28 protein-coding genes and 1 pseudogene are annotated in these 25394 nt (G+C 68.0%); 10 read left to right on the top strand and 19 right to left on the bottom strand.

Annotated features, from left to right (window positions below; translation table 11 throughout):
- Window positions 1–45: 45 nt before the first annotated feature.
- A pseudogene (locus tag VL15_RS43790) lies at window positions 46–237 on the bottom strand (hypothetical protein); the annotation flags it as partial.
- A gap of 188 nt (window positions 238–425) precedes the next feature.
- On the opposite strand from VL15_RS43790, the gene VL15_RS13005 reads away from it, so the two are divergent.
- Window positions 426–1658: a molybdopterin-dependent oxidoreductase gene (locus VL15_RS13005; RefSeq protein WP_053077632.1), complete on the top strand. Its 1233-nt coding sequence runs from the start codon at window positions 426–428 to the stop codon at window positions 1656–1658.
- 10 nt (window positions 1659–1668) lie between these two features.
- Entirely contained in the window at window positions 1669–2013 is a 345-nt protein-coding gene (locus VL15_RS13010; RefSeq protein WP_053077636.1) for a hypothetical protein, read from the top strand.
- 165 nt (window positions 2014–2178) lie between these two features.
- Here the strand turns inward: VL15_RS13010 and VL15_RS13015 are convergent, their stop codons facing one another.
- The 6 genes from VL15_RS13015 to VL15_RS13030 form a co-directional block, all read right to left on the bottom strand.
- Window positions 2179–3015 carry a bifunctional allantoicase/(S)-ureidoglycine aminohydrolase gene (locus VL15_RS13015; protein ID WP_048245961.1) on the bottom strand — a complete coding sequence of 279 codons (837 nt, stop codon included), beginning with the start codon at window positions 3013–3015 and terminating at the stop codon, window positions 2179–2181.
- A 165-nt stretch (window positions 3016–3180) separates the two neighbouring features.
- Window positions 3181–3522 carry a hypothetical protein gene (locus VL15_RS41930; protein WP_155420200.1) on the bottom strand — a complete coding sequence of 114 codons (342 nt, stop codon included), beginning with the start codon at window positions 3520–3522 and terminating at the stop codon, window positions 3181–3183.
- 368 nt (window positions 3523–3890) lie between these two features.
- Window positions 3891–4355, bottom strand: coding sequence for a hypothetical protein (locus VL15_RS13020; protein ID WP_048245963.1), 465 nt, complete (start codon window positions 4353–4355; stop codon window positions 3891–3893).
- 377 nt (window positions 4356–4732) lie between these two features.
- A complete protein-coding gene (locus tag VL15_RS13025; protein ID WP_048245964.1) occupies window positions 4733–5392 on the bottom strand; it encodes a methyltransferase family protein in 660 nt (219 codons plus the stop codon).
- A 155-nt stretch (window positions 5393–5547) separates the two neighbouring features.
- Window positions 5548–5715, bottom strand: coding sequence for a hypothetical protein (locus tag VL15_RS42675; protein WP_193099666.1), 168 nt, complete (start codon window positions 5713–5715; stop codon window positions 5548–5550).
- Between the two features lie 253 nt (window positions 5716–5968).
- Window positions 5969–6388, bottom strand: a complete 420-nt coding sequence (locus tag VL15_RS13030) for an HIT family protein (protein WP_048245966.1) — start codon at window positions 6386–6388, stop codon at window positions 5969–5971.
- A gap of 285 nt (window positions 6389–6673) precedes the next feature.
- On the opposite strand from VL15_RS13030, the gene VL15_RS13035 reads away from it, so the two are divergent.
- Both VL15_RS13035 and VL15_RS13040 read left to right on the top strand, forming a co-directional pair.
- Complete coding sequence (locus VL15_RS13035; RefSeq protein ID WP_196319581.1) at window positions 6674–7849, top strand: hypothetical protein; 1176 nt, start codon at window positions 6674–6676, stop codon at window positions 7847–7849.
- Window positions 7850–8040: 191 nt separating this feature from the next.
- Window positions 8041–9465 carry a serine hydrolase domain-containing protein gene (locus VL15_RS13040; RefSeq protein ID WP_048245967.1) on the top strand — a complete coding sequence of 475 codons (1425 nt, stop codon included), beginning with the start codon at window positions 8041–8043 and terminating at the stop codon, window positions 9463–9465.
- Between the two features lie 57 nt (window positions 9466–9522).
- Here VL15_RS13040 and VL15_RS13045 read toward each other — a convergent pair whose 3' ends face one another.
- From VL15_RS13045 to VL15_RS13070, 6 genes are all read right to left on the bottom strand, one after another.
- Complete coding sequence (locus VL15_RS13045) at window positions 9523–10146, bottom strand: glutathione S-transferase family protein (protein WP_048245968.1); 624 nt, start codon at window positions 10144–10146, stop codon at window positions 9523–9525.
- 72 nt (window positions 10147–10218) lie between these two features.
- Window positions 10219–11718 carry a TIGR01777 family oxidoreductase gene (locus VL15_RS13050; protein ID WP_048245969.1) on the bottom strand — a complete coding sequence of 500 codons (1500 nt, stop codon included), beginning with the start codon at window positions 11716–11718 and terminating at the stop codon, window positions 10219–10221.
- The gene (locus tag VL15_RS13055) at window positions 11715–12584 is read right to left on the bottom strand and encodes a thiol-disulfide oxidoreductase DCC family protein (RefSeq protein WP_048245970.1); all 870 of its coding nucleotides are present in this window, start codon (window positions 12582–12584) and stop codon (window positions 11715–11717) included. Before VL15_RS13055 ends, VL15_RS13050 begins: the two co-directional genes overlap by 4 nt.
- Before the next feature lie 96 nt (window positions 12585–12680).
- A complete protein-coding gene (locus VL15_RS13060) occupies window positions 12681–13151 on the bottom strand; it encodes a DUF2269 family protein (RefSeq protein ID WP_048245972.1) in 471 nt (156 codons plus the stop codon).
- Window positions 13148–14455: an SDR family oxidoreductase gene (locus VL15_RS13065; RefSeq protein ID WP_048245974.1), complete on the bottom strand. Its 1308-nt coding sequence runs from the start codon at window positions 14453–14455 to the stop codon at window positions 13148–13150. Before VL15_RS13065 ends, VL15_RS13060 begins: the two co-directional genes overlap by 4 nt.
- Window positions 14456–14543: 88 nt before the next feature.
- On the bottom strand, window positions 14544–15077 hold the full coding sequence (locus VL15_RS13070) for a GbsR/MarR family transcriptional regulator (protein WP_048245976.1): 534 nt from the start codon (window positions 15075–15077) through the stop codon (window positions 14544–14546).
- 160 nt (window positions 15078–15237) lie between these two features.
- On the opposite strand from VL15_RS13070, the gene fabV reads away from it, so the two are divergent.
- Window positions 15238–16440 (top strand): enoyl-ACP reductase FabV, encoded by a 1203-nt coding sequence (gene fabV, locus VL15_RS13075; RefSeq protein WP_048245977.1) that lies wholly within the window; start codon window positions 15238–15240, stop codon window positions 16438–16440.
- A 62-nt stretch (window positions 16441–16502) separates the two neighbouring features.
- Here the strand turns inward: fabV and VL15_RS13080 are convergent, their stop codons facing one another.
- Window positions 16503–17207: an SDR family oxidoreductase gene (locus VL15_RS13080; protein ID WP_048245979.1), complete on the bottom strand. Its 705-nt coding sequence runs from the start codon at window positions 17205–17207 to the stop codon at window positions 16503–16505.
- A 344-nt stretch (window positions 17208–17551) separates the two neighbouring features.
- Between VL15_RS13080 and VL15_RS13085 the strand changes: the two genes are divergently transcribed.
- Window positions 17552–18136 (top strand): TetR/AcrR family transcriptional regulator, encoded by a 585-nt coding sequence (locus VL15_RS13085; RefSeq protein ID WP_048245980.1) that lies wholly within the window; start codon window positions 17552–17554, stop codon window positions 18134–18136.
- Between the two features lie 33 nt (window positions 18137–18169).
- Here VL15_RS13085 and VL15_RS13090 read toward each other — a convergent pair whose 3' ends face one another.
- Window positions 18170–18748, bottom strand: coding sequence for a membrane protein (locus VL15_RS13090; RefSeq protein ID WP_048245981.1), 579 nt, complete (start codon window positions 18746–18748; stop codon window positions 18170–18172).
- Between the two features lie 276 nt (window positions 18749–19024).
- On the opposite strand from VL15_RS13090, the gene VL15_RS13095 reads away from it, so the two are divergent.
- Window positions 19025–19942, top strand: a complete 918-nt coding sequence (locus VL15_RS13095) for a DMT family transporter (protein WP_053077633.1) — start codon at window positions 19025–19027, stop codon at window positions 19940–19942.
- 15 nt (window positions 19943–19957) lie between these two features.
- Here VL15_RS13095 and VL15_RS13100 read toward each other — a convergent pair whose 3' ends face one another.
- Together VL15_RS13100 and VL15_RS13105 are read right to left on the bottom strand one after the other, a co-directional pair.
- Window positions 19958–20743, bottom strand: a complete 786-nt coding sequence (locus tag VL15_RS13100; protein ID WP_048245983.1) for a YhfC family intramembrane metalloprotease — start codon at window positions 20741–20743, stop codon at window positions 19958–19960.
- An 11-nt stretch (window positions 20744–20754) separates the two neighbouring features.
- Complete coding sequence (locus tag VL15_RS13105; protein WP_048245985.1) at window positions 20755–21285, bottom strand: GNAT family N-acetyltransferase; 531 nt, start codon at window positions 21283–21285, stop codon at window positions 20755–20757.
- Window positions 21286–21478: 193 nt separating this feature from the next.
- Between VL15_RS13105 and VL15_RS13110 the strand changes: the two genes are divergently transcribed.
- The 3 genes from VL15_RS13110 to VL15_RS13120 all read left to right on the top strand — a co-directional run bounded on the left by VL15_RS13110 (window position 21479) and on the right by VL15_RS13120 (window position 22903).
- Entirely contained in the window at window positions 21479–21844 is a 366-nt protein-coding gene (locus tag VL15_RS13110; protein WP_048245986.1) for an ArsR/SmtB family transcription factor, read from the top strand.
- Window positions 21816–22301, top strand: a complete 486-nt coding sequence (locus VL15_RS13115; RefSeq protein ID WP_048245987.1) for an SRPBCC family protein — start codon at window positions 21816–21818, stop codon at window positions 22299–22301. The genes VL15_RS13110 and VL15_RS13115 overlap by 29 nt, the downstream gene beginning before the upstream one ends.
- A gap of 125 nt (window positions 22302–22426) precedes the next feature.
- Window positions 22427–22903: an SRPBCC family protein gene (locus tag VL15_RS13120; protein ID WP_048246222.1), complete on the top strand. Its 477-nt coding sequence runs from the start codon at window positions 22427–22429 to the stop codon at window positions 22901–22903.
- 27 nt (window positions 22904–22930) lie between these two features.
- Here the strand turns inward: VL15_RS13120 and VL15_RS13125 are convergent, their stop codons facing one another.
- Together VL15_RS13125 and VL15_RS13130 are read right to left on the bottom strand one after the other, a co-directional pair.
- Entirely contained in the window at window positions 22931–24061 is a 1131-nt protein-coding gene (locus VL15_RS13125) for an amidohydrolase family protein (protein ID WP_048245989.1), read from the bottom strand.
- 1 nt (window position 24062) lies between these two features.
- Entirely contained in the window at window positions 24063–25370 is a 1308-nt protein-coding gene (locus VL15_RS13130; protein ID WP_048245991.1) for an MFS transporter, read from the bottom strand.
- Between the last annotated feature and the right edge of the window lie 24 nt (window positions 25371–25394).

The following is a 25394-nucleotide window of genomic DNA, read 5'->3' on the forward strand; positions in this document are numbered from 1 at the left end:
TTTAGGAAAGCGTGCCCGAACCGTTCGCGCGTCTCGCGTAGGGCGCGGACCTGATCGACGTCGCGCACGGTGATACAGGTCGCGCCAGCCGAGCGGCGGCATGCCGCAGGCGATCACGTGACGGGTGCCCGACCGGATCTTGCGACCGCGGGATGAAGGGAGGCTGGGGACTCGTTCACGGCACGTCGCCGCTGACGGGAAGCGACGAGCGACGCACGGGGGAACCCGAGCGGGAATGCGCGGCGCGACCGAGGCCCGGCGGCCGTTGCTGCACCGCTTCCACGCGTGAACCCCATCCGGCCCGATATCGCGCCGGATTGCGCCTATCATGAAATCTCGGGTCATCGGCCGCGCATGATCCGGCGTTTTGGCAGCCGCGCGCGATCGCGGGTTCGGCAGACAGATCGGCAAACGAGGGAGTCGTCATGGCAGACCCACATGATCCACGGCGCCGTCACCTGATGCGGGCCGCCGCCGCTGGCGGCCTGCTGGCCGTCGGCGCAAGCTGGTATCGCCGCGCATGCGCGGCCGACGCGGTCACGCTGCCGTTCGAGAACGGGCTGCGCGAACTGACCCACGACTTTCCGCAAAAGGGCGAAATGCTGCTGGTGCGCATCCGCCCCCCGCTGCTCGAAACACCTTTCTCCGTGTTCGATGACGGCGTATTCACGCCGAACGACCGGTTCTTCGTGCGATGGCACCTCGCCAACATCCCGGCGCGGATCGACGCCGGCGCGTTCCGGCTCGCCGTGCACGGGCTCGTCGACCGCCCGCTCGAACTGAGCCTGCGCGACCTCATGAGCGGCTTTCCGCGCGTCGAAGTCGCCGCCGTCAATCAGTGCGCCGGCAATTCGCGCGGCTTCTTCAAGCCCCGCGTCGCCGGCGGCGAATGGGGCAACGGCGCAATGGGCAACGCGCGCTGGACCGGCGTGCGGCTCAAGGACATCCTCGATCGGGCGGGCGTGAAGGCGGGCGCGGTGCAGGTCCGCTTCAACGGCCTGGACAAGGGCGTGCTGCCCGCCACGCCGTCCTTCATCAAGGCGCTCGACGTCGACCGCGCGCGGGACGGCGAAGTGATCGTCGCGTTCGGGATGAACGGGCAGCCGCTGCCGCTGCTCAACGGCTTCCCGCTGCGCCTCGTCGTGCCGGGCTGGTATTCGACGTACTGGGTGAAGATGCTGAACGACATCGAGGTCATCGACCGGCGCGACGACAATTTCTGGATGGCGAAGGCCTATCAGATTCCCGACACGCCGCACGCGAGCATTCAGCCCGGGCAGGCCGGCGTCAAGACCGTGCCGATCAGCCGGATGGTGCCGCGATCGTTCATCACCAACCTCGACGACGGCGCCGTGATCGCGCTGGACCGGCCGCAGACGGTCCGGGGCATCGCGTTCGGCGGCGACACGGGCGTGCGCAAGGTACTGTTCTCCCATGATGGCGGCGCGTCCTGGGCGACGGCGCGCCTCGGGAAGGACTACGGCAAGTACAGCTTGCGCCGCTGGGAGGCGCAGTTCACGCCACACCGCGCCGGACAGGCCGTGTTGCAGGTCAAGGCGATCAACGACGGCGGCGTCGAGCAGCCGGACACGCCGAACTGGAATCCGGCCGGCTACATGCGCAACGTGGTCGAAACGACGCATGTATTCGTCGCGTGAGGAGCCGATCATGATGAAGACGTGTGCCGCGATCCTGCTCGCAGCGGTGACCTGCGCGGGAGGCGCCGCAATGGCGGAAACGGGCAAGACGGCGCGCGCCGCGCCGACCGGAACGGTCGAGGTCGCGTTGCCCGGCGATACGCAGAAGTTTCCGCCCGGCCCGGGCGCCGATCTCGCGAACCTGCATTGCCTGATCTGCCATTCGGTCGACATGGTGACCCGGCAACCGCTGCTGTCGTTCCAGGAGTGGAAGGCGGAGGTCATCAAGATGCGTGCGGTCTATGGCGCGCCGTTGCCGCCCGAGGCGATCGACGACCTCGCGCGATATCTGACCGCGATCAACGGGAAGCCGTGACGTATCGCAACGGGCGTCGCACGCGCGTGACCGTGATGATCTCCCGGAAAGGAAACAGCCCGATCAGCGTACGCTGAATCGGGCTGCCTCGGTCAGGCTGACCATCTCGTCAAAGCCCGCCAGAATGCACCGGCGGGCTTTCGCATTCGACTGCTGGCGCGGCGCTTAGCGCGCGGGGTTCAGCGTCAGGTTCATGTGACGGTTCACATCCTTGTACAGCAGGTAGCGGAAGCGGCCAGGGCCACCCGAATAGCATGCCTGCGGGCAGAACGCGCGCAGCCACATGAAATCGCCCGCTTCGACCTCGACCCAGTCCTGGTTCAGGCGATAGACGGCCTTGCCTTCGAGCACATACAGGCCATGCTCCATCACGTGCGTTTCGGCGAACGGAATCACGCCGCCCGGCTCGAACGTCACGATGTTCACGTGCATGTCGTGGCGCATGTCGCTCATGTCGACGAAACGCGTCGTCACCCACGCGCCGTTGGTGCCCGGCATCGGGATCGGCTCGACGTCCTGCTCGTTGGTCACGAAGGCTTCGGGAAGCGGAATGCCGTCGACGACCTGGTAATGCTTGCGGACCCAATGGAAACGCACCGCGGCATCGCTGACGTTGTGCAGCGTCCAGTCCGCGCCCGGCGGAATGAATGCGTAGCCGCCCGGCTTCAGCACGTGCTTCTTGCCCTGCAGCGTCAGCTCGGCTTCGCCTTCGACGACGAACAGCACGGCTTCGGCGTTCTTGTCCTGCTCGGGCTTGTCGCTGCCGCCGCCCGGGTTCACTTCGACGATGTACTGCGAGAAGGTTTCGGCGAAACCCGACAGCGGGCGAGCGATCACCCACAGGCGCGTGTTCGTCCAGAACGGCAGCCAGCTCGTGACGATGTCGCGCATCACCCCCTTCGGGATCACCGCGTACGCCTCGGTGAACATCGCGCGATCGGTCAGCAGATCGGTCTGCGGCGGGTGGCCGCCATGCGGCGCGTAATACGTTGTCTTAGACATAGTGCATCCAGGCAATGGGTTGGTCCGGCCCCTGGCGCAAACGGCATCGGGCGGCTTGCAGGCGCGTGGGGCGCGCATGCGGCGGCGGGACATCGTTGCCGGGGTGGCTTGAAAGCGCATGCGCCTTCGTTCGGTCGGCCAGGCGTCGCGACGGGTCCGTCCGGTTCATCGGACGCGGCGGCCCATGCTTGTGGGTCCGGCGGCCGCGCCGCGGAACTCGCGACAGGCGGCGAGGTGTGCGGCTGACGGCACGGTTCGACTCCGTACGCGGGCATCGTTGACGATAGCGAAGTCGATCGCCAGCGACCAATTAAATGTTGCGATGATATCCATTCGATTTCCCACTACCTGCCGGCACCCGCGATGCGCGGTGAAACGGCTTGGCGCGGCGGCCTGCATATCAGGGAAATCCTGACGGCCGGCGTATTGCACACGAAGCACCGGGACGATCGATGCGGCGCCTCCGATCGCAGCCATACCGGCGGCGCGATGCAGGTCGCGATACATCTGGTTACGCGGATGGCAAACGGTCGATGTGCGCTCGGGTGCGGGTGGCTCCGCTCCCGATGCAAACCTTCACCTTGCCGGAACGGATTGACGCGACGAACGCGAACGGAAAATGGATGGCGTTCGCGGATCTGCGCAGGCGCACTCAGGCGCGGCAGGCGGTAGGGTCGGGAAGCGGGGAAATACGACGAGGGGGAAATGGCCGGCCCGTCGATCGGGCACATGGCAGCGGCTGATGAAGCCGGAAAGGGTCGCCGGTCTGGCCGGCGATGGCGGCCCGGCAGGCCGCCGGGCCGATTCTCGCGTCGGGTGCCGACGCCGTCGGCGCGGCGGTGCGCGGGTCGCGCACCGTGCCGCGCCAGCGGCGATCAGTCCCAGTCGCGGTGGTGATGATGCTTGTGGCGACGATAGCCGCGATCGCCGCGATCGCCGCGATAACCGCGATCGCCGTAATCGCGTTCGTACGAGCTGCGCGACATGTTGCCGCCGAGCGCCGCACCCGCGCCGCCGCCGACCGCTGCGCCCAGCAGGCCGCCCGTTCGGCCGCCCATCGCGTTGCCCGCCGCGGTACCTGCGCCGCCGCCGAGTGCGCCGCCGATGATCGCGCCGGTGCGCTCGCGACGGTTCGACGTCACCGCGCCACCCGCGCCGCCGCCGATGGCGCCGCCGATTACCGAGCCGGTGCTGCCACCGACCGCGCCGCCGACCGCTGCGCCGGCTACCCCGCCGAGCGCGCCGCCAAGCGCGTTATTCAAGTCACCTGCCAATGCCGGCAGTGCAGTCGTGCCGGTCAGCGCGGCGACGACGAGAGCGGGGGCGATTTTCTTCCACATTCCCGTATTCTTCCTTGTTCGCAATCTGGTTATCGAAGGTCCGCTCGGTACGACGATCTGAATCGATCGACGTCGGTTCAGGCATTGTGCCGAACCCCGGACCAATTCATTTCATTGAGCTTGCGGCGAAGAATAGCACCGGTCCCGCACCGTTGCCGTGGACATTCTGGTAACAAGTTGTTTACGAATAACGGACGTCGAACGGCGACCCCGGGATCTCCGAAAACCCGCGCCGGCATTGGCTTCGGCAGGAATCTGGCGGTGCGGAACGACAGGCCGGCGACACGTGGCGTCGCACGTTTGAGACACACGTGGCAACACATCGGGCACGCGCCGTGAGCGCGCACCGAAATGCCGGTCGGGGCGAGATGAGGGGGTCAGTACACGCCGGGCAGCAACCGCCAGGTCCGCGCGCAATACGCGTCATATTCGGCCCCGAATTGAGAACGCAGCAGCGCCTCTTCGGAACGGATGCGCGCGACGAGCGGCACCATCATCAGTACGACCAGCAGCACGCCGACACTGGAGCGGAACGCCAGCGCCCAGCCGACCGAGTTGACGAGCAGGCCGAGATAACTCGGATTGCGGATGCGGCGGTAGATGCCGTCGGTCACGAGCGTATGGCCCGGCTGGATCGCGACGAGCCCGCTGAAGCGTTTGCCGAGCACGAACACGGGCCAGATGCGCAACGCACCGCCCGCGATGTACAGCACGACGCCGAACCATCGCACCGCATCGCCGCCGAAGGTCCAGACATCGAGCCGGTCGGTCAGCGCGGGCAGGTACGCGAGCAGGAACCCGCTCACCGCGAACGCCGCGAGCACCCAGCGGTTGTCGCGGTTCTCGCGCTCGCCGGCGCTCAGGTTGCCTTCGGTGAACATCGCGGCAGCGGCCATCACGAACGTCGCGACGACCACCACGGTCAGCGGCGGATGCGAGAAGAACGCGGCGAACCCGCCGCTGCCGAGCACGGCGAGCCCGAGATAGACGAGCGTGGATACGCCCGACACGACTGCGACCTTGCGGGTGACTGACATGGCTGCCTCGCCGGGATGCGCTTTCCTGTGAAGTATAGGAACCGCGCGCACGCCGCGCAGCGCGCCGTCGTCATGCGGCGCGCGAACCCGCGCGACTCGTCCGGCGCAAGGCGGCGGCCCGGACCGGTGCGGCCCGGGTCACGCCCGGTGCAGGATCAGCGGATGCGGAAGTTGCCGCCGATCCCGACGCTGACGGGCGGCGCGTAATACGCCGGCGCGTAGCCGTAATAGGCCGGCGCGGGTGCGTAGTAGCCGTACGGCGGCGCGACGTAGCAGCCGGACAGGCCGCCGATCAGGGCAAGCGTGATGAGAAGTCTGGACATGGCTCGATTCCCGGCGCGAAAGACGAATGACACCTAGCGGAGACCACACCGCCGCGGGAGGCGGCGGCCGGCGCGAAGAGGCGATCCGCTCTTCCTGTCGCTCGATGAAGTAATGCGCGGAGTCTAGCGCCGGGCTTGCCGCGCAGAGTTTCGCCGGCGGTTACAGGTGTTACTTCGCGTGACCGCCGAAACAGACCGCTGCAGCGCGACAGCCGGCATGTGCGCCGTCGCCGCGCCGCACGCGAACGCGCCGTTACACGAAACGCGCGCGAATACGCTGGGCGATCGATTCGAGCGTCGCCGCGTCGGCGATGTCGCGTGCATGCATCCGCAGCTCGGCGCCTTCCCAGCGCGGGATCACGTGGAAGTGCACGTGCGGGACCGTCTGGCCGGCCGCCGCGCCGTTGAACTGGCCGATGAACACGCCGTCCGGCTCGAGCGCCGCGCGCACGGCCGCCGCGACGCGCTGCGTCATGCGGATGCCGGCCGCGGCCGCGTCGCCCGACAGATCGAAGATCTGCGCGGCCGGCTCCTTCGGGATCACGAGCACGTGACCGTCGGCCTGCGGCATGAGATCCATGATCGCGAGGGTTGCGTCGTCTTCCGCGACCTTCACGCACGGCAGTTCGCCGCGCAGGATTTTCGCGAACGGGTTGTTGTTGTCGTAGGACATGGCGTTTTCCGATAACGGTTGGAATGGGTGAGCGTTCGATGCCGGACGATTATCGACCTTCGACGGGCAGGATTTCAACGTGTCAGGTCGTGTCTGTATTGCAGCGAACAATGGCTGCCGGTGCGCATGCAACGAGCGCAACCGGATGGAATAAACCGCCGTCGCCATCCGTTTATTTCGAGCGTGGGTTCACGCAGCAAGATCGCGAACCGGCGCCGGACACCCGTCGGCTGTGCTGGCCGGCAGCCGGGATGACTGCTCGCGTTCATCAACCGGAGTCATGCCATGGACCCTCTCCCTTCCTGTCGCTCACCCGCTTCGACCGTCTTCGCCGCGCACCCACCGGTGTTCGCGCGCACGTCGCACGCGATCGCGCGCACGTTACGCCGTGCGGCGTGCGCCGCCGGGCTGGCCGCCTTGTCGTCGACGTTCGCGTGGGCCGGCGGCAACGACATCATCCTGCCGGTTTCGTCGGTCACCGCATCGACCGTGCCCGCCAACGGCGATCTCAATCCGTACGGCATCGCGTTCGTGCCGCGCGGCGTGCCGACCTGGAGCACGTTGAAACCGGGTGACGTCGTCGTGTCGAACTTCAACGCGGCGTCGAACCTGCAAGGCACCGGCACGACGATCGTGAAGCTGTCGCCCGGCAATACGCCGGCGACGTTCTTCCACGGCAGCAACCTGGGCCTGACGACCGCGCTCACGGTGCTGCGCAGCGGCTTCGTGCTGGTCGGCAACGTGCCGACGCCGGACGGCAAGACCGTCGCCGCGCCGGGTTCGCTGCTCGTCATCAATCCGGCGGGCAATCTCGTCACGCAGCTGGTCAGCGCCACGCTGCTCGACGGGCCGTGGGACATGACCGTGATCGATCGCGGCCAGCGCGTGACCGCCTTCGTGTCGAACGTACTGAACGGGACGGTCGCACGGATCGAACTGGCGATCGGCAACGACGGCGTCACGATGCTGCCGGGCTCGCGCATCATCGCGTCGGGCTACGTGAACCGGACCGATCCCAATGCGCTTGTCGTCGGCCCGACCGGCCTCGCGTACGACCCGAACGTCGACGTCCTGTATGTCGCGTCCACGGGTGACAACGCGGTGTTCGCGATCCAGAACGCCGCGTCGACGAAACACGACGGCGGCGTCGGACGGATGATCTACTTCGACGCCAAGCACCTGCACGGCCCGCTCGCGCTGGCGCTCGCGCCGAACGGCCATCTCGTGACCGCGAACGGCGACGCGGTCAACCCCGACCCGCTGCAACCGAGCGAGATCGTCGAATTCACGGTGGACGGGCGCTTCGTCGCGCAGATGCAGGTCGATACCGCGCCGGGCTCGGCATTCGGCCTTGCGTTCGGGCAAGGCAGCAAAGGCCAGACGCAATTTGCGGCCGTCGACGACAACACGAATACCGCGACGGTCTGGACACTGCGTTCGGACAACAACAACGCGCAATGACGCACCGTGTGAACGGGCCACATGCGGCCCGTTCACATGCGCGATCGACACATACGATTCACACACGCCGGGCAACCTCCGCCCGACCGACGCCCCCCGGCGTAACAAGCACCCGCGATTGCCATCGCTTGCCCGAACCTGCGACACTGCCGGTTCATGGCCCGCCCGCAGACAACCGAGGACGCCCGCGCATGACGACACCCATCAAGACGTTGATCCTGCGCGGCACGGCCGTCGTGCTGCTCGCCGCGGCCGGTTATGCCGGCTACATGCTGTCGCAACTCGCGCCGATCGCCACCGGCTACGCCGCGAAGACACTGTGTTCGGGCGTGTTCGTATCGGGCCGCCCGGCCGCCTCCGTGATCGACGTCGACATCATGGCCGGCGTGCATCCGCTGCTGAAACTGGTGCGCCCGTCGCTCGATCCCGACCATCATCGTGCGGTGGCAACCTTCGCCGGCTTCGCCGAGCGCGAAGCCGACTTCCGGCCCGGACTCGGCTGCACGCTCGCGCTCGGGCCGTCGCCCGGCGCGTTGCCGGCCACCTTACCGGCGACATTACCGGCCGCGTTGCCGCCCCTCCCCGATCCGCCAGCCGCGCAGCCGGCACCGGCCGTACCGCCCACCGGCATCGACGCGCACAAACTGCAGACCGCGCTCGACCGCGCGTTCGACGAGCCCGATCCGGCACGGCCGCGGCGCACGCGGGCGGTCGTCGTGATGTGGCGCGGCCAGGTGATCGCCGAACGCTATGCACCCGGCTTCACGGCCGACACGCCGCTGCCCGGCTGGTCGATGACGAAGACCGTGACGGCCGCGCTGGCCGGCACGCTCGTCGCGCAACACAAGCTGTCGCCCGATGCATCGGCGCTGCTGCCGGAATGGCGCGGCAGCGGCGACCCGCGCGCGGCCATCACGCTCGACGAGCTGCTGCGGATGACGAGCGGCCTGCAATTCAACGAGGACTACGACGACCCGCTGTCCGACGTCGCCGTGATGCTGTTCACGCAACCCGATACCGCGCGGTTCGCATCGGCGAAGCCGCTCGCCGCGACACCCGGCACGCGGTGGTACTACTCGAGCGGCACGAGCGCGATCGTTGCGCGCGTGATGCGCGAGGCGCTGGGCGGCAGCGAGAACGACTACCTCGCGTTTCCGCGCCGCGCGCTGTTCGCGCCGCTCGACATGCGCAGCGCGGTGTTCGAGCCCGACGCGTCCGGTACGCTGGTCAGCCCGTCGTACATGTATGCGAGCGCGCGCGACTGGGCGCGCTTCGGACAGTTTCTGCTGCAGGATGGTGTGTGGAACGGGCAGCGGCTGCTGCCGGCGGGCTGGGTGCACTATCTGACGCGCGCGACGCCGCTATCGACGCGCCAGGAATTCGGCGCGCAGCTGTGGGTCAAGGTGCCGGAGCCGTTCAACGATCGCGATCCGCATGCGGCTGCGATGCCGGCCGACGCGTTTCATGCGGTCGGCCATGAAGGCCAGTTCGTCAGCGTGGTGCCGAGCCGCCAACTGGTGGTCGTGCGGCTCGGGCTGTCGCGGCCGGAATCCGCGTGGAATCACGAGGCGTTTCTCGCACGCGTGCTCGACGCCGTGCCGGCGCCCGGCGCGTGACGGCCGCGACGCGGCGGCAGCCATCGCGCCGCCGCGTCGCGCATTACCTGCGATGCATCACGGATTCGCGCTGCCCGCGTAGGTCTTGAAGCCCTCGCGCGTCGCAAGACGTTCGATATAGCGCGACACCGCCGGGAAATCCGGATGCTCGAACGGCGTGCCGAACCAGCGGTTCACCGACAGGCCGATCGGAATGTCCGCGAGCGTGAAGCTGTCGCCGGCCACGAACGCACCGGTCGATTCGAGATGCGCGTTCAGCACGCGCATGTGCTTCGTCCAGCCCGCGATCGACTGCGCGATCGTCGCCGGATCCTGATGATCGGGCGATTTCCGCACGAGGCCGAGGAACGCGCCGATCCACGAACGGTTCAGGTCCGCGCCCTGCCAGTCGATCCATTGATCGACCCGCGCGCGCGCCCGCGGCTCGGCCGGATAGAGCGCGTCATCGCCATAGCGGTTCGCGAGGTAGCGGATGATCGTGTTCGATTCCCAGAGCACGAAATCGTCATCCTTGATGACGGGCACGAGCGCGTTCGGATTCAGCGCGAGATAGGCCGGATCGTTGGTCGTACGAAAGCCCGCGCCCCAGTCTTCCTGTTCGAACGGCAGGTTCAGCTCGGTGCACAGCCACAGCACCTTGCGAACGTTGATGGACGGGATCTTGCCGAGGATGTGCAGCATGCAGTCTCCTTGTGAGGTCGGATGCGGAGCGCCTGGATCGTATGAAACGTCTCGGACGCGTTCACGTCGAATTTATACACGACCCTGCGGCAAACGACAGGCCCGGTGCGCAAAATCGCCATGCGGCCGGTTCGTCAGGTCGCGTAGCGCATGCTCGGCAGTCGGGAACCGGAACATGAATCCGTCCTGATGCAGCCGCGCAGGCATCACGCGCTGCCCGTCCAGCAGCAGCTCGGCCATCTCGCCCATCGCGACGCGCAGCGGCGCGGCCGGCACGTGCAGCCATGCGGGGCGGCGCAGCACCTTCGTGACGACCTGCACGAACTCGCGCTGGGTCAACGCACCGGGCGCCACCGCGTTGTACACGCCGCGCATGCCCGGGTTCGACATCGCGCGCGCGATGATCCGCAGCACATCGTCCCGGTGAATCCAGCTCATCACCTGCGCGCCGTCGCCGAATCGTCCGCCCATCCCGAAGTAATGCGGCAGCAGCATCGGGCGCAACGCGCCGCCGGGGCCGAACACGACGCCCAGCCGCAGCACCACCGAGCGCACCCCATGGCGCGCGAGCGGCTGCGCGGACCGTTCCCACTGCCGGCACAGCTCGGACATGAAGCCGGTGCCGGCGCTGCTGCCCTCGTCGAGCCGTTCGTCGGCCGGACGCACGCCGTAGTAGCCGATCGCGGAGGCCTGGATCCACGTGCGCGGCTTGACGTCGGCGGTCTCGACCCAGCGCATCAGCGACTGCGTGACGCCTGCGCGGCTGGCGAGCAGCAGTGCGCGACGGCGCTTGCTCCAGCGCGCGCCCAGCACCGGCGCACCCGCAAGATTGATCACCGTGTCGAAACGCTCGTGCGGCTGCAACTGCTCGACGGACGTCACGCTGCGCACGCGGCCGTGAAACTGGTAAGCCGCGCGCAGCGGATCGCGCGCCAGCAACGTGACCACATGCCCCGCATCGAGCAACTGGTTCACAAGGGTTTCGCCGATGAAGCCCGTGCCGCCGGTGACGAGCACGCTGCCGGGCGGCTGCCCCGCGAACGGATTGGCAACCGGAACGCGTCGCGCGATACGGCAGGCGGCCATCCCGTCGCGGAGACCCGACACCGTTACGCCGACGGCAAACAGGCTGAGCAGCCAGCCGCGCCAGCCGAGGTCGATCGCATGCAGCCCGGTCGGCGCGTGTGCCCACACGGCCAACTGCATCGCGAGCATCCCGAACAGCGCGCCACCGTTGACGGCCAGCAGCGTGTGCAGCACGCGCTCGGTCGCCGGCAGCTTGCGGCTTTGGTCCTCGACGACGAAATCCCACAACGTCAGCACCACTTCGACGAGGACCACCGCCGCGATGGCCGCGACCCATGCGCCGTGAAAGGCGACATTCGCGATCGACGCGAATACGAGACCGTAGAGCACGGAACGCACCGCATGAATCGCCAGTTCGAGCCGCGCGCGCGGGCTGTGCGGCAGGTCCTGCGTGAGTTCGTGGTGATAGAGCGTATCGAATGCGCCCATCGCGCCCTGCACGATCAGCAGGTTGAGCGCCCAATTGAAGGCAGGCAAGGTGTTCATGCTGTATCCCTCCTCCACAGCCAGACAAGCGGCGGAGCCATCGCGACCAGTGCGGCCGCGTCGATCGCCACGTGGCCCCATACACGGGCCTGAAATGAAAACAGCAAGTCCTGCGGCGCCCAGATCAACAGGCCGGCCAGCAGCCATCCCCACACTTCGCGCGTGCGCAGCCGGTTGCCGAGATGGACGAGCGCCAGCATCCAGACCGACGCGCACTGCACCGTCGCGCCGATCAGCGACATCCACCAGATCTGCTGGGCGCGCGCCGGTTCGGGCGCCGCGCCTGCCCAGAAATGCAGCTCGATGGCGCGGTGATACGCGTCGGCGAACGACGCGCCGGCAATCCACGGAACGGCCGCGCCGACAAGCAGATGCACGATCGCCGCGCCGTACATCCAGCTCACGACGATGCGGCGCGCGTTGTCGTGCACGGGCCGGGGCGCCGCCGTGCTTTCGACGGCGTTGCCGATACCGCACGCCTGCCCGTCGCAGCGCGCTTCGGCGTGATAGCCAAGCCAGCGCGAAACGGCATGCCGGTTGCGTGCGAAGCGTCGATACAGCGGTGCGAGCGCGTCGCGCATGGCCGGCACGCGCAGCGGCCACACGAGCCAGCTGCGCCCGACCAGCGTATAGGCAGCGAAGATGCTGTCCACGCCGGTCAGCATGCGTCCGTCAGGCAGCCGCGCATGCAGTTCGCGGTTCAGCGCGCGCAGGTCGGCCCCCAGCGGGGCGGGATCGAAACCCGGCTCGGCGATATCGACGAACGCCAGCTGGTGTCGTGTATTCCAGGCCTCGAGACGCCGCATTTCCGCGACGCATAACGGACACCGCCCGTCGAAGTACAGCACCAGTTCACTTGTGTTCATGATTTGCACTCCTTCTTTTTATCTCAAGCATCATGAATCGATCGTTCGACTGCTTTCGGATGCGCCGCACGCCACACTGGCGCAGCGGCAACACGCTCACATCGGCTTGAGCACCATCAGGAAGTAGACGGACAGCATCGCGAAGAACGCCGGATAACCGAGCAGTTCCCAGCGCTTCGCATAGCGCCAGTACCGCTCCGGCAACGCGGCGGTGCCGTTCGCATGCGCGAGCTTCGCCATCGCGGCGAGTTCGATCTGCAGCCACACGACCGGCAGCCAGCACGCGCCGGCGATCGCATACAGCACGATCGACGCGAAGAGCCAAGGCGTATGCCACGGCCAGCCGGCCGTGTGCGCGAGCCACAGCCCGGATGCCGGCTGGAAGATCACGGCCGGCGTCGTGAACCACCAGTCCGCGCGCACGACGAGCCGCGACACGGCCGCGATCGCGGGCACCGACCGCGTGCGGTTCGCGAAGAACAGGTAGAACGCGGTGCCGAACCCCGTGCCGACCAGCAGCACCGAGGACAGGATATGCAGCGCCTTGATGACGAGATAGGTATTCATGCGTGTTCTTCTTCTGAAAACAGGATCAACAGGATGGCGAGAATCGGCACGTTCTTGAGCACGGGGCCGAACGGTTCGGCCAGCAGGCCGGGCATCGTGACCGCGATGACGGCCGAGTACGCGACGATCAGCGCGGCTTGCGCGACCCACAGGCGACGCGACGGCGCGACGACGGTCGCGATGCCGAACGCGAAGTCCAGCGCGCTCGCCGCATAAAGCGCGATCAGCGCAGGCAGCCCCGTCAGGTGCGCGGGGGCGAGCAGCGCGAGGCTCGCGTCCAGCGGATGGATGAACGCGCTGGCGATAGCCGTCCAGATCCAGACGATCGCGAGCGCGCCCAGCAGCAACGGGCGCCGCCACATCGCGAGCGCGTCGCTGCGCAGCCTGGCGGCGTCCGCGCCGATGAAACCGTCGATGCCGCGCGGCGGCCGGCCGAGCACGGCCGTGGCGGCCGCCGGATCGCCGGTGTTCCCGCCGCGCAGCATCGTCCACGTGTCGCGCGTGAATATCGCGCCCGGCAGCGCACCGAGCAGCACGGCCGCCGCGCCGGCCAGCGGGCCCGGCAGCGTCACGCCGGCAGCCGGCAGAAACCCCAGCGCGGCGCGATAGCGAGCCAGCATCCCGCGGTATTCGACTTCGTCGCTGCCGACCACGTCGATCACCGGGCTACCGGCCGCCGGCGAATCAACGAGCCGCGCGACCAGTTCGGCGAGATCGTCGACGTGCACGGGGCGCAGCCGCTGATGGCCGCCCGCCGGCAGGACATGCACGGGCAGGCTCGCAAGCATCCGGAAAAACCGCGCCGACGTGCCGGACGCGCCGTAGACGAGCGCGGGACGCACGATCCGCGAGTCGATCGGCAGCGTCTGCAGGAAACGATCGGCCGCGTACTTGCTTGCGAAGTAGCGCGTATCGCCGCGCTCGACACCGAGTGCCGAAATCTGGATCACGCGCCGTACGCGCGCACGGCAGCACGCGGTGAAGAGCGCGCACGGCGCGGCGCGATGCACGGCGTCGAGCGTCGCGCCGCGTCGATCGGCGAGGATGCCGACCGCGTTGATCACCACGTCGACGCCATCCAGCCGCGCGAGCCACGATTCGGGATCGACGTCCTTCGCGAAATCGATCGCGACGTCACGCGGGCCGGCCGCACGACGCACGCCGCGCAGCACGCGATGGCCGCCGGCTTCGAGCTGCGTGCACACCGCCCGCCCGATGAAGCCGTTCGCACCGCACACGAGGACGGTCATGCTGCGTTCCCCGGTGCGGTCGCCCTGGCCGGTCGACGGCAAGACTGCGTTCATTTTCATCCTCTCTTTACAGTTATTTCTGTAATGACAGAAATAACAACCCCGAAAAAAGCGGGCTGTCTGCCCGCATTCCCTGTCCCACTTACTTCGACGACTTGCGCCTGACCGTCTGGCTGATCTTCGCGCCGATGCCGAGCGCCTTCATCAGCGTATCGGGCTTGAGCCGCAGCATCTCGTCCGACCAGGTCGTGAGCGTCTCGACGAACTGCAGCGTGTCGCGGATGCGCTGTTCGGTCTCGCGGCTCTCGTTGGCGATCTCGGGGCTCGTCAGGCAATCGCGCAGCACCGTGAGCGTCGGCTCGATCTCGCGCTGCCGCCGCCCTTCGACGATCAGCTTGAACAGTTCCCAGATGTCGGTCGACGTCTCGAAATGGTCGCGGCGGTCGCCCAGCACATGCACGACCTTCGCGAGCCGCCACGCCTGCAGCTCCTTCAGGCTCGTGCTGACGTTGGAGCGCGCGACGTTGAGCGTCTCGGCGATCTCGTCGGCCGCGATCGGCCGGCCGGCCAGATAGAGCAGCGCGTGGATCTGCGAGACGGTTCGGTTGACGCCCCACCGCGAGCCCATTTCGCCCCAGTGGAGAATGAATCGTTCGGCAATCGGTGTGAGTTCCATGTCCAGAAATTTAGTTATTTCAGTTATTTCTGTCAAGAGAGAAATAACCGGACGATCCGGCACCTTCCGGCCGTGCCCGCCCGCGATCGGCCGCTTCCATTACAATGCGCGGGATTTTTCCGATTTCAGGCCGTTTCTGCCTTTCCAACATGAGGTTTCCATGATCATCAAACCGCGCGTGCGTGGCTTCATCTGCGTGACGACTCACCCCGTCGGCTGCGAAGCCAACGTCAAGGAACAGATCGACTACGTGACTTCGCACGGCCCGATCGCCAACGGCCCGAAAAAGGTGCTCGTGATCGGCGCGTCGACCGGCTACGGCCTCGCCGCCCGGATCTCGGCCGCCTTCGGCTCGGGCGCGGACACGCTCGGCGTGTTCTTCGAGCGCGCCGGCAGCGAAACGAAGCCCGGCACGGCCGGCTGGTACAACAGCGCCGCGTTCGAGAAATTCGCGGCGGAAAAGGGGTTCTATGCGCGCAGCATCAACGGCGACGCATTCTCCGACAAGGTCAAGCAGGTCACGATCGACACCATCAAGCAGGATCTCGGCAAGGTCGATCTCGTCGTCTACAGCCTCGCGGCACCGCGCCGCACGCATCCGAAGACGGGCGAAACCATCAGCTCGACGCTCAAGCCGATCGGCAAGGCGGTCACGTTCCGCGGCCTCGACACCGACAAGGAAGTGATCCGCGACGTCGCGCTCGAACCGGCGACGCAGGAAGAGATCGACGGCACCGTCGCCGTGATGGGCGGCGAGGACTGGCAGATGTGGATCGACGCGCTCGATGAAGCCGGCGTGCTGGCCGACGGCGCGAAGACGACCGCGTTCACGTATCTCGGCGAGCAGATCACGCACGACATCTACTGGAACGGCTCGATCGGCGAAGCGAAGAAGGATCTCGACAAGAAGGTGCTGTCGATCCGCGACAAGCTGGCCGCGCACGGCGGCGATGCCCGCGTGTCGGTGCTGAAGGCCGTCGTCACGCAGGCGAGCTCGGCGATCCCGATGATGCCGCTCTACCTGTCGCTGCTGTTCAAGGTGATGAAGGAAACCGGCACGCACGAAGGCTGCATCGAACAGGTGTACGGGCTCCTCAAGGACAGCCTGTACGGCGCGACGCCGCACGTCGACGAAGAAGGCCGCCTGCGCGCGGACTACAAGGAACTCGATCCGCAGGTGCAGGGGAAGGTCGTCGCGCAGTGGGATCACGTGACGAACGAGAACCTGTACGAACTGACCGACTTCGCCGGCTACAAGACCGACTTCCTGCGGCTGTTCGGCTTCGAGATCGCCGGCGTCGACTACGACGCGGACGTGAACCCGGATGTGAAGATCCCGGGCATCATCGACACGACGGCCTGATGGCCTGAGGACCGGGCCCGCCGCGCGCGAACGCGGGCGGCGGGCCGTGCCTCCCGGCGGCGTCAGCGCGGCGCCGGCGCTTCCAGATAGACACCCGCCGACAGCGTGGCCTTCACTTGCCGCGTGAACTCGTCGGTGGACACTTCCTCCGCACCCGCTTCGATGGCCTCGTAGGCCTGGCGCACGACGTCGGCCGGCGTTGCCTTCGGCACGTCGAGGCCGCGCGTCAGATCGGTGTCGATGAAACCGGCATGCAGCCCGACGACCTGCGTGTGCTGTTCGCGCAGCGAATGGCGCAGGCCGTTGGTCAGCGCCCACGCGGCCGATTTCGACACGCCGTAGCCCGACAGGATCGGCCGGTTCACCCAGCTCGCGACGGACAGCACGTTCAGGATCGCGCCGCCGCCATGGCCGGCGAGGGTGCCCGCAAACGCCCGCGACATCGCCAGCATCCCGAACACATTGGTTTCCAGGTGATCGCGCAACGCGTCGAGCGCACCGTCGTCCGTCAGGCTGCCGAACCGCGCGATGCCGGCGTTGTTGATCAGCAGCGTGACGTCGCGCGCCGCGTCGGCAGCCGCGGCAACGGCCGCCGGATCGGTCACGTCGAGCTTCACGGGCACGACGCCCGGCAGCGTCACGGTGGCCGGATCGCGCGCCGCCGCATAAACCTTCCGTGCGCCTCTTTCGAGCGCCTGCTTCGCGAACTCGAGCCCGAGCCCGCGGTTCGCGCCCGTCACGAAAACGACTGCACCTTCGATCTTCATGATCCTTCCTTTCGCATGATGAATCGCATGCGCGCCGGCTCGCCGCGCGCGTGAAATCCGGTGAAAAAACAGGCTGCCATTGCATGGCGTATCGAACCGTTGCGCCCCGGTGGCGGACGGTGATCCGTCCGCTGCCCGCCTCCCAGCGGCGCCAAAGACGCCGACCGATTTCCATCCGTGCTCCGGCAGTCGCTTCGCGCCGCCCGCCAAGTCGGCTACACTGGATATCAATGTCGATCACCATTGTCTTTGCGGTGCATTGTGTTCGCGCGACTCGACCATGTCAATGGCGATCGACATTGTGTTTTTCAATCGACGCGATCAGCAGAATCAGGGAGGGATCGATGGGCGTGTCAAGACAGCAGGCTGCCGAGAACCGGAGCGCGATCGTCGCGGCCGCCGAGCGGCTGTTCCGCGTGCGCGGCGTCGACGCCGTGGGGTTGACCGAGCTGATGAAGGAAGCCGGTTTCACGCAGGGCGGCTTCTACAACCACTTCAAGTCGAAGGATGCGCTGGTCGCCGCGGTGATGGAAAAGGCGATGCAGGACCGCGCCGATTCGCCGAACGCCGGCAGTGTCGCTGCGCAGGTGGCGTCCTATCTGTCGGCCTCGCATCGCGACAACGTCGAGGCCGGGTGCCCGCTGTCGGGCTTCGCGGGCGACGCGCCGCGACTGACCGATGCGGCGCGCGCGTGCTACGCGCACGGCGTCGCCACGTATCTCGACCGGCTGGAGCGGATGGTGGCCACGGACGGCGCGACGCCGGCGCAGACGCGCCGCGACGCGCTCGCGGTCTTCAGCCAGATGGTCGGCGCGCTGGTGCTGTCGCGCGCGATCGCCGGCACCGATCCCGCGCTGGCTGACGAGATCCTCGACGCGGGACGGGATACGCTCACGGGCACACGCGCCGATCCGGTCGCACCGGCGTAACGGTGCGCGCGGTGGCGCGCCGCCCTTGCCGCGCTATTCGACCGCCCGCGCGGCATCCCACAGCGGCTGCCCGCCCAGCGCCGCATGCCACGTGTCGAAACGCGTGCGCCACGCTTCGAACGGCTCGGTCAGCGGATGGCGCGGATCTTCGCTGAGCGAATACGCCATCCCTTCGATCAGCCAGCGCGGCTTGGTCACGACGGCCAGGTTACCGAGCACTTCCGCCTGGCGGTGATGGATCAGTTCATGCGCGAGAAAGTAGGTCTGCCAGCCGCGCGGCGCGATGACCACGCCGAAATTCCCGAGCGTCAGCGCCGCGCGCGTGCCGAGGCCGAATGCGTCGGCGCACGCGCGCGTCGAGCAGAACACGACGCGCGGCGCATCGCGGAACGCACCGACGGCCGCCGCCGCGCGCGCAGAGCCGTCGCGATAAAGCTGCTGCGCGTCGCCGAGCTTCGCGGCATCGTCCGTGCAGATGTCGGCGCTCGGGCAGGACACGCCGGGGATCAGTGCGGGCGCGACGACGCGCAGCGGCTTGACGAGCGCATACGCGGCAATCGGCAGCGCGACGAGCAGCCCCGTGAGGGCGAAAGCGACGTGGGAGCGTTTCATCGAGGCGGCGGTTCCGTGGCGTTCCGTTGGAGTCTTCCTGCGTGAATATATCGGACCGGCGACATCCCCGACCCTGCTTTTCGCTCCGGCCGCCTGCCGGCGCTTATTGCGACCGGGGAGACGTCCTGACGCTCGCCGCCACGGCCCATCATCCCGCCTCAATAAAGACTTTTTACGACCTAATCGCGCTCGAATAATATATTGGACGCATGACTGAGCACGCCGCATTCTTGCCACCTATCGGCTCGCAACGGCCGCACGGCAAGGACAAAGGTCATGAACAGGAACGAACGGCTCGCGGGCATCGGCTACGGATTGCTGGCAGCGCTCATCTGGGGCGGTTTTCCGGTCGTCACGCGCATCGGCGTCACGCACGCGGCCCTCGACGCGTACGACATCGCGTTCATCCGCTTCATCGTATCGGGCACGCTGCTGCTGCCCATCGTGCTGCGTCGCGGCCTCGGCACGCTGCGCCCGGCATCGGTCGGGCTGATGGTGATCGGCGCGGGCGCGCCCTACATCCTGACCGTCGCGGCGGCATTGAGCCGCGCGCCGGTCGGCTATTTCGCGCTGACGCCGGGCAGCATGATCGCGTTCACGGCCATCCTCGGCCGGCAGGTCGCGCACGAGCGGCTGTCCGCCGCGCAGGCCGCCGGCATCGGCACGATCCTGGCCGGCATCGCGCTGACCGCGTCCGACGCGCTGCACGGCGCGATCGGGCTGCCGGCCCTCGCGCTGTTCGTGCTCGGCGGCCTGCTGTGGGCCGTCTATAACGTCACGACGAAGCGCGCCGCCACCGGCGCGCTGCACGCAACGGCCGTCGTGTCGGTCGGCTCCGCGGTGCTCTACTGCCCGCTCTATCTGGCCGTGCGCGGCGCCGCCGTGCTGCAGGCGCCCGTCGCGGCCATCACCACGCAGGCGATCTTCCAGGGCGTGCTGATGTCGGTGCTGGCGCTCTACTGCTTCAGCCAGGCCGTCGTCGCGCTCGGCCCGGCGATCGGTGCGACCTTCGCCGCGTTGATGCCGCTTCTCGCCACGCTCGAAGCCATGCTGCTGCTCGGCGAACGGCCGCATGCGCCGGCGCTCGCCGGCATCGCGATCGTCACGGCCGGCATGGCCGTCAGCCTCGCCAATCGGTGGCGCGCGGGAGAACGGCCGGCCATCCGGCGGCCGAACTCCGCCGCGCCTGGCTGAAACGGGCGACGCACGTCACGCGGCGTGCTCCGGGCGCGTGCCGCCGGCACCCGTCTCCCAGCGGCTCCAGCGAATGCCCAGCCACAGGAGCGCGGCGCTGCATGCGCACAGGATCGCCTCGATCAGCACGGTATCAACGTGCCAGTACCGCGACAGCAGCACGGCGACGAGGTCGAACAGGAAATGGAACGCGATCGCATACACGAGCCAGCGCTTCGTGCCGCGCTCGAACGCCTGCAGCACGATCAGCGACAAGCCGACATGCGCAGCCAACGCACTCGCGCGTTCGAACAGCGCGAGAAACGGCGACACGAGCGTCATGCCCGTGAACTGCGACCCGATCAGCGACTGCACGCCGGCAGGCACGACGACGCCTGCGTGCGCGAGCAGGTAACCCGTGCCGAGCACGAGAAACCCGACGCCGACGAGCAGCATCGCCTCCAGCCCGCCATGCCCGAGCCCGAGCATCACGGCCGTCTGCGCGTCGCGCCGCTTCGGCAGCAGATACCGGAATGCGACCCAGCGCCCGCATTCCTCGAAGAGCCCTGCCGTCAACGCCGCGAACACGAGCATCGGCAGATGCCAGCGCGGGTCGGTCCCGAGCCAGTGGAACAGCGGCGCCTGCCACGACAGGCGCAACACCGGCTGGAACACGAAGAACGTCAGCATGCCGTAGCAAAACACACGCAACGGCACCTGCGTGCGCCGTCGCCACGCAGCCGCGAGCAACACCGGAGCGAGCAGCGCGACGACACCGGCCACGAGCGTGGCGAACAGGAGCGCCGGGGTGACGGGATGCATGACGCCCGCCGCTATGCGAGCTGCTTATGGAAGAACGTCGTCGCGCAGAGCGCGCCGTCGGGCATCAGCGCAAAGTTCGGCACGACGCCGACGCGCTGCCAGCCGGCCCGCTCGTAAAGCCGCTCGGCGTCGCCGCCCGTCACGGTGTCGAGCACGAGCACGGTCTTGCCGGCGTCGCGCGCGGCCGCGTCGGCTGCCGCCATCAGCTGCGCGGCGACGCCCTGCCGGCGCGCGTGCCGCGATACGAGCATCTTCGCGATATCGGCGCGATGCGGCTGGTTCTCGGGCTGCGCGGTCACGACCTGCACGGTGCCGACGATCCGGCCGGCCGCGTCCTCGGCGACGAGCAGGATGCGCTCGCCGTTCCGGACGCCCTCGACCACGTGCGTCCAGAACGCGATGGCGGTCGGCCGCTCGATCGGCAACATGAAACTGACGGATGCGCCGCCCTCGACGCAGTCGATCAGCACATCGGCCAGCGCGTCGACGCAGGCGCTCGCATCGCTGGCGCCGACGCGGCGGACGGTAACGGGTTCGGTCATGCTATCTCCGGTAATCAGGCGTGCCGCACCGCGTGAGCGCGGCGTGCGCCTGGATCGAAACGAACACCGGCCGATCGTCGCGGCTCACGCAACGGCGGCAGGCTTTCGGCAACGCGGCGCCCGGTCGGCGCGCGTTACCGCCCCATCATCGTACGCGACGAAAAATCCCGCTGCATCGCCTATACTTAGCCGAATGGATAACCTTCAACCCGGCATCAGCGACGTCTTCCATGCACTCGCCGATCCGACGCGCTGCGCGATCGTCAGCGCGCTCGGCCAGGGCGAGCGGACCGTCTCCGCGCTGGCCGCGCCGTTCGACATGGCGCTGCCGTCGTTCATGAAGCATGTCGCGGTACTCGAGCGCAGCGGCCTCGTCCAGACCCGCAAAACCGGCCGCTCGCGCACCTGCGCGCTGGTCGGCAGCCGGCTGACGGAGGCCGAGCAATGGCTCGCCGCGCAGCGCGCGCTGTGGGAAGCGCGATCCGATCGACTCGTCGAATTCGTCGAACGCCGTCATCAGGAGGAGCAAGATGTCAGCAAGCCACGTCGAACCCGCTGAAGCCCACGATCTCGTGATCACGCGCACGCTGCGCGCGCCGCGCCACGCGCTGTGGCGTGCCTGGACCAACCCCGAACTTCTGAAGGAATGGTGGTGCCCGAAACCGTGGACCACCGAAGTGCGCGCGTTCGACCTGCGTCCGGGCGGCGCTTTCCACACGTTCATGCGCGGCCCCGATGGCGGCACGAGCGACAATCCCGGCTGCTTCGTCGAAATCGTGCCGGAGTCGCGCATCGCGTTCACGTCGATGCTCGCCGGCGGCTGGCGGCCGCAGGTGCCGTGGATGGGCTTCACGGCGATCATCACGATGGCCGACGACGAAGCGGGCAGCCGCTACGAGGCGCGCGTGATGCATCCGGATGCCGCGACGCGCGAGCGCCACGAAGCGCTCGGCTTCTTCGAGGGCTGGAACACCTGCATCACGCAGCTCGACGCGTTCGCAGCCGCGCTGCGCTGAACGCGGGCGAGTGCACGTGCGCGGTCATTGCGTGCCGCCCCGCCCGCGCCTACGATTCCTGAAGGAAGCGCGACGACACGCCGGCATCCGGCGTGCACCGTCGCGCGCGCTCCGCGGGAGGCGACATGTTGCACACGCACACGCATTCGACCCGGGTCAGCCGGCACCTGAACGCCCCGCGCGGGCGCGTCTACCGCGCGCTGCTCGATCCGCACGCGGTCGAGCAATGGAAGGTTCCCGACGGCATGACGTGCCGTGTAGACGCGTTCGATGCACGCGAGGGCGGCGCGCTGCGCGTGTCGCTGAGCTACGACACGCCGGCGGCCGGCACCGGCAAAACCACCACGCACACCGATACCTATCACGGCCGCTTCGTCACGCTCGTGCCGGACGAGCGGATCGTCGAGATCGACGTGTTCGAGACCGACGATCCGATGCTGCGCGGCGCCATGACGATCACGATCACGCTGTCCGACGAAGCGGGCGGCACGCGCGTGGACGCCGTGCACGACGGGGTGCCGCCCGGCGTACCGGCCGCCGACAACGAGACCGGCTGGCGCATGGCGCTGGCGAAGCTCGCGGCGCTGGTGGAAGCCGGGTGAGCACGCACCAGCCTGTCGCGATACGCGTCAACCGAGCCGGTAGGCGCGCGTGACCGTGCCCCGGAACAGCGCGTCGCGCTCGTCCGGGCTCGCATGCGCGGTCAGCCGCTTGAACACATTCCAGCCGTTCACGTACGAATACGAGCCCTTGTCGACCGGGAAATTGCTCTCGAACATGCAGCGCTCGGCGCCGAACGCCTCGATGCAGGTCAGCATCCACGGCTTCCACGCGTCGGCGAGCTGCACCGAAGACGGCGGCCGCGCGCCCTTGTCGAAATCGAAGCCGTTGATACGCATCCCGAGCCCGCCGACCTTCACGTACACGTTCGGCAGCCGCGCGAGCGCGCGCATCGACGCCGACCAGCGTTCGAACACCTCCGGCCGCCGGTCCGCATAGCTCGCGATCCGCACGACGCCGCCGCAGTGATTGACGATGATCCGCGTATCGGGGTTGGCCTTCGCGAGATCGAACAGTTCGGGCAGTTGCGGAAAGAACAGCCACGCGTCATACGACAGCCCGAGCGGCGCGAGCTGCGCGACGCCGGCCCGGTACGCGGGATCGAGCAGCAGCCCGCGCGGCACCGCCGACAGCGGATTGGCGAGCGTCGGATCGGCGTCCCACGTGGTCAGGTGCCGAACCCCGCGAAACCGCCCGCGCCCCGCTTCGAGATGCGCTTCCAGCACCTCGCGCACACGTTCGCCGCGGCGCAGGTCCGCGTGGCCGACGATGCCTTTCGCGACGGCCGGATGGCCATGCTGGAGCGGCTCGGTCACGCCGGCGACATAGGCCGTCTCGCCCACCGGCTTCAGTTCGGCCGGGCCGGCATCGCGATAGCGCGTCTGCGCCTGCATGTAGACGGACGCCTGGATGTTGTGGCCCGACCGCGCGTCCTGCAGATAATCGTCGAGCATGTAGATCCAGCCCGGCCGCTCATAGAAGTGATGGTGCGCGTCGACGATCGGCAGGTCGGGCTCGAGCGCGGGTTCGAGCGCCGACGCGAGCCAGTCGGGGCGGACCGCGAGATAGTTGCCTTGCGTGGTCATGCGGGAAGCTCCATCGTGGGCCGGTGCGTGCGTATCGACGCACGCGGGCAGCGCGAGCGACGCGGCGGCCGCGCCGAGCAGCCGGCGCCGCTTGATCGAAATCGTCGTGTCCATGTCACTCGCTCCGGTCGAACGCGTACAGCGACAGCGTGAGCAGCGTCGTGATCGCCAGCACGATCGCCAGGCCCAGCATGCCGGCCGTGAAGGTGCCGAAGCTGTCCTTCAGGTAGCCGACGAGATAAGGGCCCGCGAAGCCGCCGAGCGCGCCGATCGAGTTGATCAGCGCCAGCCCGCCGGCCGCGGCCTGACCGGACAGGAAGCGCGACGGCAGCGTATAGAAGATCGTGCGGCCGGCAATCGTGCCGATCAGCGCGAGCGTGATGCCGACGAGCGCCGGCCCGAGTGTCAGGAAATGCGTCGACACGCCGAGCGCCACCGCGCCGATGAACAGCCCGATGGCGAGGTTCGCGACCGGGCCGCCGCGACGGTCCACCCGCTTCGCCCACCACAGCAGCGCGACGGTCGCAAAAAAGTACGGCACCGCGGACAGCCAGCCCGTCTGCATCGTCGTCATGCCGTGCGCCTTCAGCATCTGCGGCAGCCAGATGCCGATCCCGTACGACCCCATCGTGAAACCGAACGAGATCAGCGCGAGCAGGTACACACGCACGTCGCGCAGCGCGACGCCGAAGCGCTTCTTCCGGCCGGCGGCCGCGCCTTCGCGCTCGAACGCACGGCGCAGCGCGGCACGCTCGTCGTCCGACAGCCAGGCGGCATCCGCCGGCGAATCGGACAACAGCTTCAGCACGAAGAAACCGAGCGCGCACGCGGGCAGCCCTTCGACGATGAACATCCATTTCCAGCCCGCAAGCCCGAGCACACCGTCGAGCTGTAGCAGCCATGTCGACAGCGGGCCGCCGATCAGCGACGACAGCGGCGTCGACACGGTGAACCACGCCAGCACGCGCGTGCGGTAGCTCGCCGGAAACCAGACGGCGAGGAAGAAGATCACGCCCGGAAAGAAGCCGGCCTCGCCGATACCAAGCAGCAGCCGGATCGCGTAGAAACTCGTCGGCCCGGTCGCGAGCGCGGTCGCGGCCGCCATCAGCCCCCACGTGATCATGATGCGGGCGAGCCAGCGGCGCGCGCCGAAGCGGTACAGCGCGAGATTGCTCGGCACCTCGAACACGCAGTAGCCCGCAAACATGATCCCCGCACCCCAGCCGAACTGCGTCGCGGTCAGCCCGAGATCGCGGTTCATCGTGAGGGCCGCGAACCCGACGCTCGTGCGATCCAGATAGTTGAAGAAATACGCGAGCGCGAGCAGCGGGATGAAGCGCCACGCGGCCTTGCGCACGGCCCGTTGCTCGATCGACGCGTCGGTCTCGCGATCGGCGGCCATCGCCGGGGAAGCGGATGTCATGGTTGTCTCCGTGGATACGGCGAT

The organism is Burkholderia cepacia (genome assembly GCF_001039005.1).
Taxonomy (GTDB): domain Bacteria; phylum Pseudomonadota; class Gammaproteobacteria; order Burkholderiales; family Burkholderiaceae; genus Burkholderia; species Burkholderia theae.